The organism is Paraburkholderia sp. (assembly GCF_028283785.1).
In the GTDB taxonomy this organism is placed as follows: Bacteria; Pseudomonadota; Gammaproteobacteria; order Burkholderiales; family Burkholderiaceae; genus Paraburkholderia.
This window is the reverse complement of sequence record NZ_JAPWKB010000019.1, coordinates 252,557-268,582: the sequence shown is the minus strand read 5'-3', so window position 1 is coordinate 268,582 and position 16,026 is coordinate 252,557. Positions and strand designations below refer to the sequence as shown.

Below are 16,026 nucleotides of genomic sequence, written 5' to 3'. Positions count from 1 at the left end.
GTAGCGGGACGTGCGGAGCGAATCCGGCAAGCCGGCTTCACGCTGTCGTCACAGTGTCTTGAAAGCGGTTTATCACCGTGATGCGTGTGGCCGTTACTGCTGGCTCAACGTCAACGAAAGCAAACGCGCGGTGATATCGACGATAGGAATCACGCGGTTATAGGCCATCCGCGTCGGGCCGATCACGCCGAGCGTACCGACGATCTTGCCGTTCACTTCGTAAGGCGCGGTAACGACGCTCATTTCCTCGATCGGCACGAGATTCGACTCGCCGCCGATAAAAATCTGCACGCCTTGGGCGTGGCTCGATACGTCGAGTAACTGAAGGAGGCTGGTCTTTTGATCGAACACGTCGAACAGTTTGCGCAGGCGCGCCATGTCGGACGACAGGTCGGCGACTTCGAGCAGATTACGCTCGCCGGAAATCAGCACGGTCTCGCCGGTGTCGGCTTCGTCGGTGCTGGCGGTCACGGCGGCGTGCATCAGCGTGGTCATGTCGCCGCGCAATGCGTCGATCTCTTCGCGCAAACGGCGGCGCACTTCGTCGAACGACAGACCGGCAAAATGCGCGTTGATGTAATTCGACGCCTCCACCAGTTGCGACGGCGAAAAGTCGCGCTGGGTGGCCATGATGCGGTTTTGCACGTCGCCTTCCGGCGTCACGATGATCAGCAGGATGCGCTTGTCGGACAGCCGCATGAACTCGATCTGCTTGAACACGTGCGAGCGGCGCGGCGTCAACACGACACCGGCGAACTGCGAAAGACTGGACAGCACGCTTGCCGCGGCGGCGACGATTTTCTGCGGCTCGCCCTTTTGCAACGTGGTCTTGACGACGCGCATCACGGCTTCTTCGTCGGCGGCGGACTCGACGGTCAGCATCGTGTCGACGAACAGACGATAGCCGCGCGGCGTGGGAATGCGCCCCGCCGACGTGTGCGGGCTGATCACCAGGCCAAGCTCCTCCAGATCGGACATCACGTTGCGGATCGTGGCCGGGCTCAGTTCGAGACCGGAGTACCGCGACAGCGTGCGCGAGCCGACCGGCTGACCTTCGGCGATGTAGCGCTCGATCAGCGTTTTGAGGAGGGTTTGTGCGCGAGGATCTAGCATGACGGAAAATTTTAGCTTAATGATGCGGCTACCGCGAGCGCCGACGGCGCGGGAACGACACTTGGCTCGCAGCGACCAGGCAGGCACCGCTGCCGGCACTCGTCGCCGCTGGCACGAACCCTGCACCGGCTCCTGTAACCTCGTCATTCTAACGACAATCGCGGGCCAGCCGGACAGATCCGTCCAGGACCGTCGAACCGGCCCGGAAACCGCGTCGGAGCGGGAGACCACCGGTTTTTTTCAAGCCCCACCTATGGTGTAATGCCGGCATGCAAGAAGCTAACAGCCAGTTCAAGACCGTCGCGCTCGTCGGGCGTAACAACACGCCGGGTATCGGTGAGCCGTTGACGGCGCTCGCCACGTGTATCGCCAGACGCGGCTTCGAAGTCGTGTTCGAGGCAGAAACCGCTGCGGAAATCGGCATCAAGGACTATCCGGCGCTGCGTCCGGCGGAGATCGGCGCACGTGCCGACGTCGCCGTCGTGCTCGGCGGCGACGGCACGATGCTCGGCCTCGGCCGGCAACTCGCGCCGTATCGCACACCGTTGATCGGCATCAACCACGGCCGCCTCGGCTTCATCACGGACATCCCGATCTCCGACATGCAGGAGATCGTGCCGCAAATGCTGAGCGGCAATTTCGAGCGCGAAGAACGGATGCTGCTCGAAGCGCGCATCATGCGCGACGGCGCGCCGATCTACCACGCGCTCGCATTCAACGACGTGGTCGTGAACCGCAGTGGTTTCTCGGGCATGGCGGAGCTGCGCGTGTCGGTGGACGGCCGCTTCATGTACAACCAGCGTTCGGACGGGCTGATCGTCGCCACGCCCACCGGTTCGACCGCGTATGCGCTGTCGTCGAACGGGCCGATTCTCCATCCGCAACTGCAAGGCATCGTGCTGGTGCCGATCGCGCCGCACGCGTTGTCGAACCGCCCTATCGTGTTGCCGGACGACTCGAAAGTCAGCATCCAGATCGTGTCCGGGCGCGACGTGAACGTGAATTTCGACATGCAGTCGTTCACCGCGCTCGCGCTGTCCGATACGATCGAAGTGCGCCGCTCGCGGCATACGGTGCCGATGCTGCATCCGGTGGGCTACAGCTATTACGCGACGCTGCGTAAAAAGCTGCACTGGAACGAGTATCCGTCGCACGAAGACGACCCGACCGTTTGACGTGCCCGGCCGGTTGCAGCGCGAAGCGCCACCGGCCTCGACCGCAGTGACCGTAGCATCCGCGATCATCGCCGTAACCCGGCCGCCCAGGCCGACCGACCAGAGCCAACAGACGACCTCATGCTTCGCCACCTTTCGATACGCGACTTCGTCATCGTCGCCGCGCTCGACCTTGAATTCGACAGCGGCTTCACGGTCTTTTCAGGCGAAACCGGCGCCGGCAAATCCATCCTGATCGACGCGCTCGCGCTTGCGCTCGGCGCGCGCGCCGACGCGAGCGTGGTGCGAACCGGCGAGAGCCGCGCCGACATCACCGCCGAATTCGACACGCACGAACACCTCGATCTCTGGCTCGACGAACAGGCGCTCGGCGCCGGCAGCGACGACGCCCACGCGGGCACCGTGATGCTGCGGCGCGTGGTGGACGCGAACGGCCGCTCGCGCGCGTTTATCAACGGCACCGCGGCGACGCTCGCGCAGTTGCGCCACGTCGGCGAAATGCTGGTGGATATCCACGGACAGCACGCGCATCAATTGCTGATGCGTCCCGACGCGCAGCGCGAAATGTTCGACGAACACTCGGGGCTGACCGCGACCGCCGCAACTGTCAGCCGCGCGTGGCGCGCGTGGCGCGACACGGTCCAGGCGATCGAAAGCGCGCAAACCCGCGAGCGCGAATTGCAACTCGAACGCGAGCGGCTCGCGTGGCAACTGACCGAACTCGACAAGCTCGCGCCGCAACCCGGCGAATGGGAAGACGTGAACAGCGAGCATCGGCGGCTGTCGCATTCCGCGAGTCTGATCGACGGTGTACAGGGCGCGCTGACCGCGCTGTCGGAATCCGACGACGCAATGATCACGCATCTGTCGTCGATCATCTCGAAGCTGCGCGATCTCGCCGACATCGATCCCGCGCTGAACGACGCGCTCGCCGCGCTCGAACCCGCCGAGATCCAGTTGCAGGAAGCGGCTTACTCGCTGAGTCATTACGCACAACGCCTCGAACTCGATCCCGACCGGCTCGCGCAAGTCGAAAAGCGGCTCGACGCGCTGCATTCGGCTGCGCGCAAATTCCGTTTGCAACCGGAAACCTTGCCGGACGAACACGAAACCCGTCGCGCGCAACTCGCCGCGCTCGACGCCGCAGCCGATCTCGACAGCCTGCACGCCGCCGCAGCCAAAGCCAAAGACGCGTTCGTCGCCGAAGCGCAGCAACTGTCGAAAGCCCGCACGAAGGCCGCGAAGGCGCTGGGCAGCGCGGTGACGACCGGCATGCAGGAATTGTCGATGAAAGGCGGCAGCTTCGAAATCGCGCTGGTGCCGCTGCCGGAAGGCGGCGCACACGGAATGGAACAGATCGAGTTTCGCGTCGCCGGTCATGCCGGTGTGCCGTTGCGCCCCCTCGCGAAGGTTGCGTCGGGCGGCGAACTGGCGCGGATCAGCCTCGCGCTGGCGGTGATCTCCAGCGCGGCCAGCCCGACGCCTACGTTGATCTTCGACGAAGTGGATACGGGCATCGGCGGCGGCGTCGCGGAAGTGGTCGGACGCCTGTTGCATCAACTCGGCCAGATGCGCCAGGTGCTGTGCGTCACGCACTTGCCGCAAGTCGCGGCGCGCGGCGATCATCATTTCCAGGTGGCGAAATCCGGCGACGGCAAGGGCGGCACGGCCAGCAGCGTGACGCCGCTCGACAAGGCCAGCCGGATCGAAGAAGTCGCGCGCATGCTCGGCGGCCTGGCCATCACCGCGACCACGCGCAAACACGCGAAAGAAATGCTGACGGCCTGAGCCCGAACGGACTGCGACCGCAGCCACATCCGGCTCGCGAGGTCACGCACGAACACGTGGCCTCGCCGCTTACGACACCGTTCCAGCGTTAGCCGAACACCCGCGTCCACAAACCCAGCACGGCTTCGCGTTCGGCGATCACCGTGTCGGGCGGGACACGCGCCTTTTCCATCCCGTCGAGCCGCAGCTTGTGCTGCAACTTCCGGTAGCGCCGGTACGCCGCGCCGACCGTTTCCGCCTCGTCCTCGGTCATCAGCCCCTGTCGCGACACTTCGCGCAGCAGCGCGATATTGCCCGTGTTCCGGATCAATTCAGGGTCGCGCGCGGCGTGCAGCAGCACCCAATACTGAACCGTGAACTCGATATCCACCATGCCGCCGCGATCGTGCTTCAGATCGAATAGCGGCGTGCGGTTCGGATGTCCGGCACCAACCCGCTCGCGCATTTCCACGATCTCTTTCGACAACGCCGCTTCCTCGCGCGGCGTCGTCAGCACCTGCGTGCGGATCGCCTCGAACTTCGCGCCGATCTCCGTATCGCCCGCGCAATACCGCGCGCGCGACAGCGCCTGGTGTTCCCACACCCACGCCGTATTCGCCGCGTCGCCTTCGCGCAGCTGGTATCGGCGGAACGCGTCGAGATCGGTGACGAGCAGACCGGATTCACCGTTCGGACGCAACCGCAGATCGACGTCGAACAACGTGCCCGCGCCAGTCGCCATCGTCAGCCAGGTGATCAGGCGACGTGTGAACGTGGCGTAGATATCCGCCGCGTTGTCGTCGGAATCGTCGTACAGGAAGATCAGATCGAGATCGGATGCGTAGCCGAGTTCCTTGCCGCCGAGCTTGCCGTACGCGATCACCGCAAACTTCGGCACGTCGCGATGACGCTTCGACAGTTGCGCCCAGACCGCTTCGAGCGTCACGTCGAGCACGGCATCGGCAAGTTCGGACAGCCGGTCGCTGACGTGCTCGACGCTCAGCTTGCCCGCCAGATCGATCAGCAGAATGCGGAACACTTCGGCCTGGTGCGCGTGGCGCAGCAAGTCCATCTGATGTTCGACGCCGTCGGCGGCCGCAAGCCGCAAACGCAGCGTGCGCTTGAATTCGGGCCAGTCGAACGGGCTGGCGATCGCTTCGTCGTCGAGCAGTTCGTCGAGCAGTTGCGGGTGGCGGATCAGATACCCGGCGCCCCAGCGCGACGCGCCCAACACCTTCAGCACCCGATGCAACGCCTGCGGATATTCGTTCAGCAACGCCAGATAGGCGCCGCGCCGCCCGACCGTCTCCAGCAGATCGAACAGCCGCGCGAGCGTGTCGCCGCGCCGTTCGGCGGGTTCGAGCGTGCGCGCGGCCTCGAGCGCGCGCTGCGCGACGATGTCGAAGCGTTGCCGGCTGCGTTCCGGCAAACCGGTATAGCGCGACGATTGCCACACGCCGCGCAGACGGCTCAGCAGATCGGCCGGTTCGGCGATGCCCAGTTCGACGAGACGCGCGGCGAGTGCGTCGTCCGCGCTGTCGTCGGCGAGCGCGCTGCTCCAGACCCACGCTGCCGCGCCGTCCTCCGGCACCGCGCAGCCGTCGCGACCGCCCACCTTATCGGCGAAAATCTGGTCGAACTGCCGCTCGACCATCTCGCGATGCGCATCCAGCTTGGCCATCAACGCCGCGTAATCGGCGCAGCGCATCGCTTTCGCCAGCAGTTCGCGCTCGTCGGGATCGACCGGCATCGCATGCGTCTGCGCGTCGTTACGGTATTGCAGACGATGTTCGAGTTCGCGCAAAAACCGGTACGCATGCGACAGGCTCACGCACACCGGCGTCGCGACGAGGCCGTGGGCGGAGGCGTGGCGCAGCACGGCCAGCGTCGGACGCACCCGGAAACCCGCATCCTGGCCGCCGCGGATCAACTGGAACACCTGCGCGCTGAATTCGATCTCGCGGATGCCGCCGCGTCCGAGCTTGATATCGTCGGCCTTGTCCGGACGCATCGACGCACGCCGCTGCGCTTCCTGGCGAATCTGCACATGCAGCGCGCGGATCGCGCTGATCACGCCGAAGTCGAGATAACGCCGGTAGACGAACGGCGTGGCGATCGCGTCGAGTTGCTTCGCGAGTCGCTGCGCGGCATCGCTGTCGCCTTCCGACACGAGCCGCCCCTTGATCCACGCGTAACGCTCCCACTCGCGGCCCTGCACGTAAAAATATTCTTCCAGCATGCCGAGACTACAGACCAGCGGCCCGGAATCGCCGTTCGGACGCAGCCGCATATCGACCCGGAACACGTAACCGTCCGCCGTGACTTCGGCCAACGCGCCGATCAGCCGCTTGCCGAGGCGCGTGAAAAAGTCCTGCGTCGCGATGGCCGAACGCTGGCCGCCCGCGGTTTCGCCGTCGTCTTCGTAGACGAAGATCAGGTCGATATCCGACGACACGTTCAACTCGCGCCCGCCCAGCTTGCCCATCCCGACCACGCCGAGCGTCAGGCGCTCGCCTTCCGGTCCGCGCGGCTCGCCGTAAAGCACCTCGAGATCCGCCGACAACACCGCGAGCGCCCGCTGGACGGTCGCTTCGGCGAGATCGGTCATCGTGCCGGTGACTTCGGCGACGTCGGCGTCACCGCGCAGATCGCGCTCCATCACCGCGCAAAATACCTCCGTGCGCAGCCGCCGCAGGGCCCGTTTCAGTGCATCTTCGGTGAGCGGCGCGGCGGCCGAACCGGCCGGCGACGCGCTCAGTTCGTCGAGGCGCGCATCGATCCGCGCGCGCGTGACGGGCGCGGCGGCCAGCGTCGCGATCCGCCCGGCAAGCTCGGGACGGGCGGCCAGCGCACGGGCCGCGTAATTGGAATAGGCGGAACTCAACAGGGATACGTCGGTCATCAAATGCTCGGGCTCGCTCGTTGCTTCACTGATCGTGTGGCCGTTCGCCGTGACGGGAAAGGCCGGTCGTGGTGTGTCGTTGCAGATTCCGTGGGATTAAAGCTGGTCTGGCATTGCAGCATGCCCGTTCCGGGCGTGAGTTCAGTGCGTGGTGATGCAGTACGGTAATGCGCGTGAAGCAGCGCGTGAAGCGGTAACGGGGTTTCACAACGTGACAGCGGTTGCAGCGGCGACGCGGAAAACTTTCCGCGCCTGACGCGGCATAAAGGTGGTCGTGGGACCGGCCGATAAGCTGGTCATACAGCCTTCGGACGAACCGCCGGACCATCCGTGAACCGGCCGACAGGCTACCCGAAAACCGCGCCGTTACCCACGCTCGTTACACACGTCCCATGCCATTCCAGCGGCATCCGAAACGACCGCCGACAGGCCGCCAGGCGGCATCGCTACAGGGTTTCCGGAGATTCGTCGCCGATGACCCGTGTGTTACATTTCGTTCGTCCTATCCTCAAATTACCATACGCCCAACCCGCCGCAGCATGTCCGAGCGCACCGATTCCGCCGACCCGCACGAAGCCGGACAGATCGCCCCCGCACGCGGCGGCGATCATGCGGTGCTGCGTCACACGTTGCGTGTCGTGCTGGCGATCGCGGTGGTGCTGTATTTCATCGCGGTCGGGCTGGTGGCGGGTCTGCGTTATGTCGTGTTGCCGCGCATCGACGCGTTCCGCCCGCGCATCGAAGCGACGGTCTCCAGCAAGATCCACGCGCAACTGTCGATCGGCAAACTCGCGCCGCACTGGACCGGTTTTCAGCCCGGTCTCGACATCTCCGACCTGACGATCCGCGACCGCAACGGCAACGTCGCGCTGACGATTCCGCACGCCACCGCGACGGTGTCGTGGAGTTCGCTATGGCAGTTCGCACCGATCCTCTCGACGCTCGTGGTCGATCAGCCCGATGTGCTGGTTGCGCGCGCGTCGGATGGTTCGCTGTCGGTGGCGGGCGTGACGATGGCGACCACGCACACGGGCAACGACACGTTTTCCACCTGGCTTTTGCGTCAGCAGGCAATCGTTTTACGTGGCGGCACGCTGCGCTGGCGCGACGCGCGACACGACGCGCCGGAACTCGCGCTGCGCGACATCCGTCTCGCCATCCTGAATACGCACACCGATCACCATCTCGCATTGCAGGCGCCGCCGGACGGTCGTGTGCTGCACGGCCCGCTCGATTTTCGCGCGCAGTTCAAGAGCGCGCCGATGAAGCCGATCGGCAAGCCGATCAACTGGAGCGGCCACGCGTATGTGTCCACCGGACCGGTCGATCTGCCGGCGCTGGCCGGCTATATGGATTTCCCGATCGAAACTTTCGCGGGCCGCATCGATAACGCGATCTGGATGGATTTCGCCGACGGCAAGCTGACCTCGGCGGGCGGCCAGTTGTCGGGCACCAACGTGTCGATGCGCGTGCGGCCGACCCAGCCGCGTCTCGACGTGCCGGTCGCGAATTTTTCGTGGAACGTGAACGCGCAGCCGGGCGACTACACGCTACAACTCGACAACCTGCATGCCGAACTCGGCCAGCCGCCGCTCGACGACGGCACGCCCGTCACCCGCACGCTGGCGCTGACGACCTTGCGCGGCCATTACCGGATGGCGTCGGTGCAGCATGGCCAACTGATCAGCGTGGCCGGCGATCGCGTCGATCTCGGCATCCTTGCCGAATTCAGCCGTGCGTTGCCGCTGCCGCGTCCGCTGCTGAACAATCTGGTGAAGTTCAATCCGCGCGGGCTCGTGTCGGATTACGTGATCGAAGTGGAACGCGCGAAGCCGGAAAGCGGTCCGGGCGGCGCCGAACGGCATGCGACCGGCGCGGAGCCGATCGTGCGTTACCGGTTTAAAGGCAATCTGAAAGGCATCAGCGTCGCCGCGCAGGAACCGCCGCCGGGCCTCACGCCGATGAACCACCCGCGCGCCGGGATTCCAGGCATCGAGAATTTGTGGGGCACGGTGGACGCCGACGAAAATCACGGTTCGGTCTCGCTCGACACGCATCAGGTCGCGCTGACCTTGCCGGGCGTGTTCGACGATCCGCGCCTGACCTTCGACCGGCTTCAGGGCGATGCCGACTGGACCATCCTGCCCACGCCGCAGGGCGAAACGCACAAGGCGTTTTCGGTGAACGTGTCGAAGCTGAGCGTCTCGAACGACGACACCGCCGCCACCGCCACCGCGCAGTACACCAATCCGGGCCACGGACGCGGCTCGCTGGACCTGAAGGCGACCGTGCAACGCGCGCAGGTCAAGCGGATCGTCCGCTATCTGCCGACCAGCATCAGCGAAAAGCTGCGGATTTATCTCGGTCACGCGTTGCAGGGCGGCACGTCGCACGGTGCGACGTTCGAAATTCACGGCGATCTGACCAAGTTCCCGTACTCGCGCGCGCCTGAGGCCGGCATTTTCCACATCGTCGCGCCGTTCAAGGGCGGCCGTTTCGAGCCGTCGCCGTTTCCGCCGCGCAAGATGAAGAATGGCACGCCGAGCGTGTGGCCGGGCTTCGACGGGATCGACGGCACCTTCGAATTGAGCCAGAACAAGTTGCGCATCGACGCGTCGCACGCGAATTACAAACGCGTCGGGCTGTACGACGTCAAAGGCCGGATCGACGATCTCGGCAACCGCGCGTCGAACTTCACGGTGGACGGTCACGCGCGCGGCCCGCTGGCCGACATGCTCGACTATGTGAACGAGAGCGCGCTCGGCGGCCTGTCGAAACACGCGACCCAAAAACTGCAGGCCGACGGCACCGCCGCACTCGCGCTGAAACTGACGATTCCCCGCACGCCGAAGCCGCATATTTCGGTGGAAGGCGGACTGGCGTTCGACCACAACCGGCTGTCGATCGACAACGTGCCGCCGCTGTCCGATCTGACCGGCCGCGTGCGCTTCACCGAATACACCGCGCAGGTCGAGCGGCTCGCGGGCCAGTTCCTCGGCGGTGAACTGCATGCCGACGGCGGCATGAAAAAAGACGGCACGTATGCGCTCGATCTGAACGGCAAGGTCGCCGTCGATGCCGCGCGCGGTCTGAACCTGCACGGTCCCGCCGCGCAGGTGCTGACGCGGATCAGCGGCACCGCGCCGTACGCGCTGAACGTGCGCGGCGCGAAGGGCCGCTTGCCAGAAGTGACGGCGAATTCCGATCTGACCGGCCTCGCGCTCGACTTTCCCGCGCCGTTCAACAAACCGGTCGGCGCGCCGATGCCGCTGCATTTCGGTCTGCGGCCGGAAGCGGACGGTGTGGCGGGCAGCACGGTCGGCAACGTCGCGCAAAGCGCCGCCCGCAAAGCGACGACGACGCCCGCGCGGAACGCCGATGACCCTACCGCCGCGCTGGCGGGAGCCAGTGTTCAACGCGCCGACCTGACCTTCGGACCGATCGCCGCCAGCTATCTGCTGCGCTACGTGCCGCACGAAACGCCGACCGTGATCGTCGGTGCGGTGGGCGTGAACAAACCCGCCGAATTACCGACCGAAGGCGTGATCGCCGCCGTCGATCTCGATACCTTCGACGCCGACGCGTGGCGCGCCGTCATCACGCAATTGCGGAGCCAGCCGGCGGCGGCCCGACCGGCCGAACACGTGGCGCAAGCGCCGGCATCCGTCACGCAAGCGACGTCCGCCTTGCCCGCCTCTTCCGCTTCACCCGACCCGGCTCAAACCGCGAGCGCCGCCGCGCCGCGTCCAAATCCGGCGCCCGAAACGACCGCATCCGCCGACACGCCGCTCCCGGCCAACGCGCTCACGCCGTTTCTGCCGAACCGCTTTGCCGTCCACATCAACACGCTGACGCTGCTGAAGCGTCACTGGGAAAGCGTGATCGTCGGTGCGTCGCACGCGGACGGCAAATGGCAGGCGAACGTCGCGTCGAATCAGGTGTCCGGCCACGTGTCGTGGCTGCCGGGCGCGACCCACGATTCGCCCGGCACGTTGCAGGCGCGCTTCGCACGCGTCGTGATTCCGTCGGCCACAGAGAACGACCTGCTGGGCCGCGCGATGTCCGCGCCCGCGCAGAACATGCCGTCGATCGACCTGGTCGTCAACGAACTGATTTATCGCGGCCGGGATATCGGACGGCTCGAAGTGGACGCGCACAACTTCGACGAAGACGGCGTGCCGGTCTGGCAACTGGACAAGCTCGACATCAGCAACCCGGCCGCGACGCTGACCGCGACCGCGAATTGGCGCACGTCGACCGATTTCCCGGTCAATCCCGACGACGATATCCCGCGCCGCACCGTGTTCGATTTCAAGCTGAACATCAAGGACGCGGGCGCGTTGCTGGAACGCGCCGGCCAGCCGCGCACGATCAAATACGGCAGCGGCACGCTGTCGGGCAAGGTCGTGTGGCGCGGCGGCCCGACCTCGATCGATTACACGACGCTCAACGGCAACCTCGCCGTCGATCTGCATCACGGCCAGATCCTGAAGGTCGATCCGGGCGTCGCGAAGCTGCTCGGCGTGCTGAGCCTGCAAAGCCTGGCGCGTTTCGCGACGCTGAATTTCCGCGATGTGATCGGCGAAGGCCTGCCGTTCGAACGCGTCACGGGCACCGCCGAAATCCATAACGGCATCGGCCGCACCGACAACTTCAAGCTCGTGACGGCCCCGGCGCGCGCTGAAATGAAAGGCAGCGTCGATCTCGCGCAGGAAACCCAGAACCTGCACGTGCAGGTCGTGCCGACCGTCAGCGCGGGCGCGGCGGTGGTCGCGGCCGCGGTGATCAATCCGCTGATCGGCCTGGGCGCGCTGGTCGCCGATCTGGCGCTGACCAAGTCGATCTCGACCGCGTTTGCGCGCGAATATGCGATCACCGGTTCGTGGAAGAAACCGCACGTCGAGCGGGTAAAAGGCGATCGCGGTAATATGACCGGGCCGGCTTCGACGGTCGGCGCGCAATGATCGACAGATGATCCACCACGGCGGCGCTCGCGCAGTCCGCCGTCCAGCCGGGAGTCACGCGACACGCCTATGAGCGAACCGAACGTCAACTCATCCCCAGCGCCGGCGCAGCCTGCCGATCCGCATCAGATCGCGCGCGTCGCCGCGCTGCAAATGGTCAGCACGCCCGATCCCGACCGCAATCTCGCCGAAGCCGAACGTCTGATCGCCGAAGCCGCCGCCGACGGCGCGCAACTGGTGTTGCTGCCCGAATACTTCTGCTTCATGGGCTTCAAGGACACCGACAAGCTGAGCGTCCGCGAACCGTGGCAGGACGGCCCGATCCAGCGTTTTCTCGCCGACGCCGCGCGTCGCCACGGCGTCTGGGTGATCGGCGGCACGCTGCCGCTGACCGCACCAGAGCCGGAACGCGTGCTGAACACCACGCTGGTGTTCGACCCGCAAGGCAACGAGGCCGCGCGCTACGACAAGATCCATCTGTTCAGTTTCGAAAAAGGCGAAGAATCGTTCGACGAAGCGCGCACGATCCGGCCGGGCGAAACCGTCCGCACCTTCGATGCGCCGTTCGGCCGGGTCGGTCTGTCGGTCTGCTACGATCTCCGCTTCCCCGAGCTGTACCGGGCGATGGGCAATTGCGCGCTGATCGTCGTGCCGTCCGCGTTCACGTACACCACCGGCCGCGCGCACTGGGAACTGCTGCTGCGCGCGCGGGCCGTCGAAAACCAGTGTTACGTGCTGGCCGCGGCACAAGGCGGCAAGCACGAAAACGGCCGTCGCACGTGGGGTCACAGCATGCTGATCGACCCGTGGGGCGAAATCGTCGCGGTGCGTGACGAAGGCGCAGGCGTGGTGGCCGGCAACCTGGATCGCGCGCGGATCGCCGAAGTGCGGCAGAGCCTGCCCGCGTGGCGTCATCGCGTGCTGACGTGAGCGCGCGGCGACCGGGAACGGCAGCCGTCGCATCGTGCCGATTCAAAGTTTCAATCGCAGATTCCCCCGAAGTGCAGGACACTGACAGAATCAGGACATCCGCGGCTCGTATCGGGCCGCATGAATGACAGGCGGCATTGAAAGCAAGGCGGCGCCCACCATCTGACAGGTGCGCCCACCCCCGAATCCTTCGTATCGAGCAGAACATACTCCGCATGAATATCATCGAACCCGGAATCCGAAACCTCGCCACTGCCAAGGACATCCTCCTCACGCCGTACGGCCTCGACGAAGCGCTGCTGATCAAGACGCTCGGCGAAATTTTCACGCACCGTATCGACTACGCGGATCTGTATTTCCAGATGACGCGCAGCGAAGCGTGGAGCCTTGAGGAAGGCATCGTCAAATCAGGCAGTTTCAGCATCGATCAAGGCGTCGGCGTGCGCGCCGTGTCCGGCGATCGCACCGCATTTGCCTATTCCGACGACCTGTCGCCCGAGGCGATCCGTCAGGCGGCGCTGGCCACGCGTTCGATCGCGAAGGCCGGCGGCGGCAAGCAGAAAATCAAGGTGGCATCGTCGTTGACCGAAATCACCGGCCGCGATCTGTATCTGCCCGCCGATCCGCTCCATTCGCTCGACGCCACCGCCAAGGTGAAGCTGCTCGAACGCATCGAGGAAATCGCCCGCACCAAAGACCCGCGCATCAAACAGGTGATGGCCGGTCTCGCCGGTGAATACGACGTCGTGCTGGTCGCGCGCAGCGACGGCGCGCTCGCGGCGGATATCCGTCCGCTGGTGCGCGTGTCGGTCACGGTGATCGCCGAGCAGAACGGCCGTCGCGAAGTGGGCAGCGGCGGCGGCGGCGGACGTTTCGACTACGGCTACTTCACCGACGAACTGCTGTCGAAGTACGTCGACGACGCGGTGCATGCGGCGCTGGTGAATCTCGAAGCGCGTCCGGCACCCGCCGGCGCGATGACCGTCGTGCTCGGACCGGGCTGGCCCGGCGTGCTGCTGCACGAAGCGATCGGCCACGGTCTCGAAGGCGACTTCAACCGCAAGGGTTCGTCGGCATTTGCCGGGCGGATCGGTGAACAGGTGGCGGCGAAAGGCGTCACGGTCGTCGACGACGGCACGTTGCCGAACCGTCGCGGCTCGCTGAACATCGACGACGAAGGCAATCCGACCCAGTGCACGACGCTCATTGAAGACGGCATCCTGAAGGGCTATATCCAGGACACGCTGAACGCGCGCCTGATGAAGATGCCGGTAACGGGCAACGCGCGCCGCGAATCCTACGCCGCGCTGCCGATGCCGCGCATGACCAACACCTACATGCTCAACGGCGACAAGGACCCGCAGGAAATCCTTCAGTCGGTGAAGAACGGCCTGTATGCGGTCAATTTCGGCGGCGGTCAGGTGGACATCACGAACGGCAAGTTCGTGTTCTCCGCGTCCGAGGCTTACATGATCGAAAACGGCAAGATCACGTACCCGGTCAAGGGCGCAACGCTGATCGGCAGCGGTCCGGAATCGCTGAAGTTCGTGAGCATGATCGGCAACGACATGGCGCTGGATTCGGGCGTCGGCGTGTGCGGCAAGGAAGGCCAGAGCGTGCCGGTCGGCGTCGGTCAGCCGACGTTGCGGATCGACAAAATGACGGTCGGCGGTACGGCCTGATTTTTTGATGGAATCGGCAATTTGCACGTTTCATGCATAAAAGCATTGAAACGTGCGGATTGTCCGCATTTTAACGTGACAACGCTTGTCAGCCGAGCATTCGCAGGTTATAAAGTCATCCACCTTACCCAAGCTTAATTTTCTCGATTCCCTAAACGCCATGTCCGCCAAGTTTTACTTTTATTCCTTTTGGGCATCTCAGACCGTTGGCGGATCGAGAGGGGTGTAAGCGCACGTTAAACACCAGAATTCACGAAAAACCGCCAGCGAGTCTGGCGGTTTTTTTTCGCCTGACACAGCTGATCCTCACACTGAAACGTCTGTCCTGATTGATGGTTGTCCGCTCCGGCATCACCGTTTTTCTTGCCCGCGCGAACACGCTACGAACTGAAGAATTGGAGAAAAAACATGCCCCCGCACAACACCGACGATGTCCGGATTCGCGAATTGAAAGAACTCACGCCGCCCGCCCACCTGATCCGCGAATTCGCTTGCGACGAAGCCGTGTCGAGCCTGATCTACAACTCGCGTCAGTCGATGCACCGCATCCTGCACGGCATGGACGACCGGCTGATCGTGATCGTCGGCCCGTGCTCGATTCACGACACGAAAGCCGCGATGGAATACGCGAACCGTCTGGTCGAGCAACGTAAGCGTTTCGCCGGCGAACTGGAAATCGTGATGCGCGTGTACTTCGAAAAGCCGCGCACGACGGTGGGCTGGAAGGGTCTCATCAACGACCCGCACATGGACAACAGCTTCAAGATCAACGACGGCTTGCGCACCGCGCGCGAACTGCTGCTGCGCATCAACGAACTCGGTTTGCCGGCGGGCACGGAATACCTCGACATGATCAGCCCGCAGTACATCGCCGATCTGATCTCGTGGGGCGCGATCGGCGCGCGCACGACCGAATCGCAGGTTCACCGCGAACTGGCGTCGGGCTTGTCGTGCCCGGTGGGTTTCAAGAACGGCACCGACGGCAACGTGAAGATCGCCGTCGATGCGATCAAGGCGGCTTCGCAGCCGCACCACTTCCTGTCGGTGACGAAGGGCGGCCATTCGGCGATCGTCTCGACCGCGGGCAACGAAGACTGCCACATCATCCTGCGCGGCGGCAAAGCGCCGAACTACGACGCGGAAAGCGTGAACGCGGCGTGTGCCGACATCGGCAAGGCGGGCCTCGCGGCGCGCCTGATGATCGACGCAAGCCACGCGAACAGCTCGAAGAAGCACGAGAACCAGATTCCGGTTTGCGCGGATATCGGTCGTCAGATCGCGTCGGGCGATGAGCGCATCGTCGGCGTGATGGTCGAATCGCACCTGGTGGCGGGCCGTCAGGACTTGCAGCAAGGCTGCGCGCTGACCTACGGCCAAAGCATCACCGACGCATGCATCGGCTGGGAAGACAGCGTCAATGTGCTCGAAGGACTGGCGGAGTCGGTGAAACAGCGACGCGTCGCGCGAGGCAGCGGCAATTGAGCCGTCGCGGT

The 16,026-nt window shown here is 64.9% G+C and carries 8 protein-coding genes; 6 read left to right on the top strand and 2 right to left on the bottom strand.

Annotation, left to right across the window (positions count from 1 at the left end; genetic code table 11):
- Nucleotides 1-93 precede the first annotated feature (93 nt).
- Nucleotides 94-1,113 (bottom strand): heat-inducible transcriptional repressor HrcA, encoded by a 1,020-nt coding sequence (hrcA, locus tag PW947_RS23470; RefSeq protein WP_299634797.1) that lies wholly within the window; start codon nt 1,111-1,113, stop codon nt 94-96.
- A 269-nt stretch (nt 1,114-1,382) separates the two neighbouring features.
- Here hrcA and PW947_RS23465 point away from each other — a divergent pair, with 269 nt between their 5' ends.
- Both PW947_RS23465 and recN read left to right on the top strand, forming a co-directional pair.
- Nucleotides 1,383-2,288, top strand: coding sequence for an NAD kinase (locus tag PW947_RS23465; protein ID WP_299634796.1), 906 nt, complete (start codon nt 1,383-1,385; stop codon nt 2,286-2,288).
- A gap of 120 nt (nt 2,289-2,408) precedes the next feature.
- Nucleotides 2,409-4,076: a DNA repair protein RecN gene (gene recN / locus PW947_RS23460; protein ID WP_299634795.1), complete on the top strand. Its 1,668-nt coding sequence runs from the start codon at nt 2,409-2,411 to the stop codon at nt 4,074-4,076.
- 88 nt (nt 4,077-4,164) lie between these two features.
- Here recN and glnE read toward each other — a convergent pair whose 3' ends face one another.
- Nucleotides 4,165-6,957 carry a bifunctional [glutamate--ammonia ligase]-adenylyl-L-tyrosine phosphorylase/[glutamate--ammonia-ligase] adenylyltransferase gene (glnE, locus tag PW947_RS23455; RefSeq protein ID WP_299634794.1) on the bottom strand — a complete coding sequence of 931 codons (2,793 nt, stop codon included), beginning with the start codon at nt 6,955-6,957 and terminating at the stop codon, nt 4,165-4,167.
- Nucleotides 6,958-7,496: 539 nt separating this feature from the next.
- Here glnE and PW947_RS23450 point away from each other — a divergent pair.
- From PW947_RS23450 to aroG, 4 genes are all read left to right on the top strand, one after another.
- Nucleotides 7,497-11,921: an AsmA-like C-terminal region-containing protein gene (locus PW947_RS23450; protein WP_299634793.1), complete on the top strand. Its 4,425-nt coding sequence runs from the start codon at nt 7,497-7,499 to the stop codon at nt 11,919-11,921.
- 69 nt (nt 11,922-11,990) lie between these two features.
- Nucleotides 11,991-12,851 (top strand): carbon-nitrogen hydrolase family protein, encoded by an 861-nt coding sequence (locus PW947_RS23445; protein ID WP_299634792.1) that lies wholly within the window; start codon nt 11,991-11,993, stop codon nt 12,849-12,851.
- Nucleotides 12,852-13,066: 215 nt separating this feature from the next.
- Entirely contained in the window at nt 13,067-14,533 is a 1,467-nt protein-coding gene (gene tldD, locus PW947_RS23440; RefSeq protein ID WP_299634791.1) for a metalloprotease TldD, read from the top strand.
- A gap of 408 nt (nt 14,534-14,941) precedes the next feature.
- Nucleotides 14,942-16,015, top strand: coding sequence for a 3-deoxy-7-phosphoheptulonate synthase AroG (aroG, locus tag PW947_RS23435; protein ID WP_299634790.1), 1,074 nt, complete (start codon nt 14,942-14,944; stop codon nt 16,013-16,015).
- The last annotated feature ends 11 nt before the right edge of the window (nt 16,016-16,026 follow it).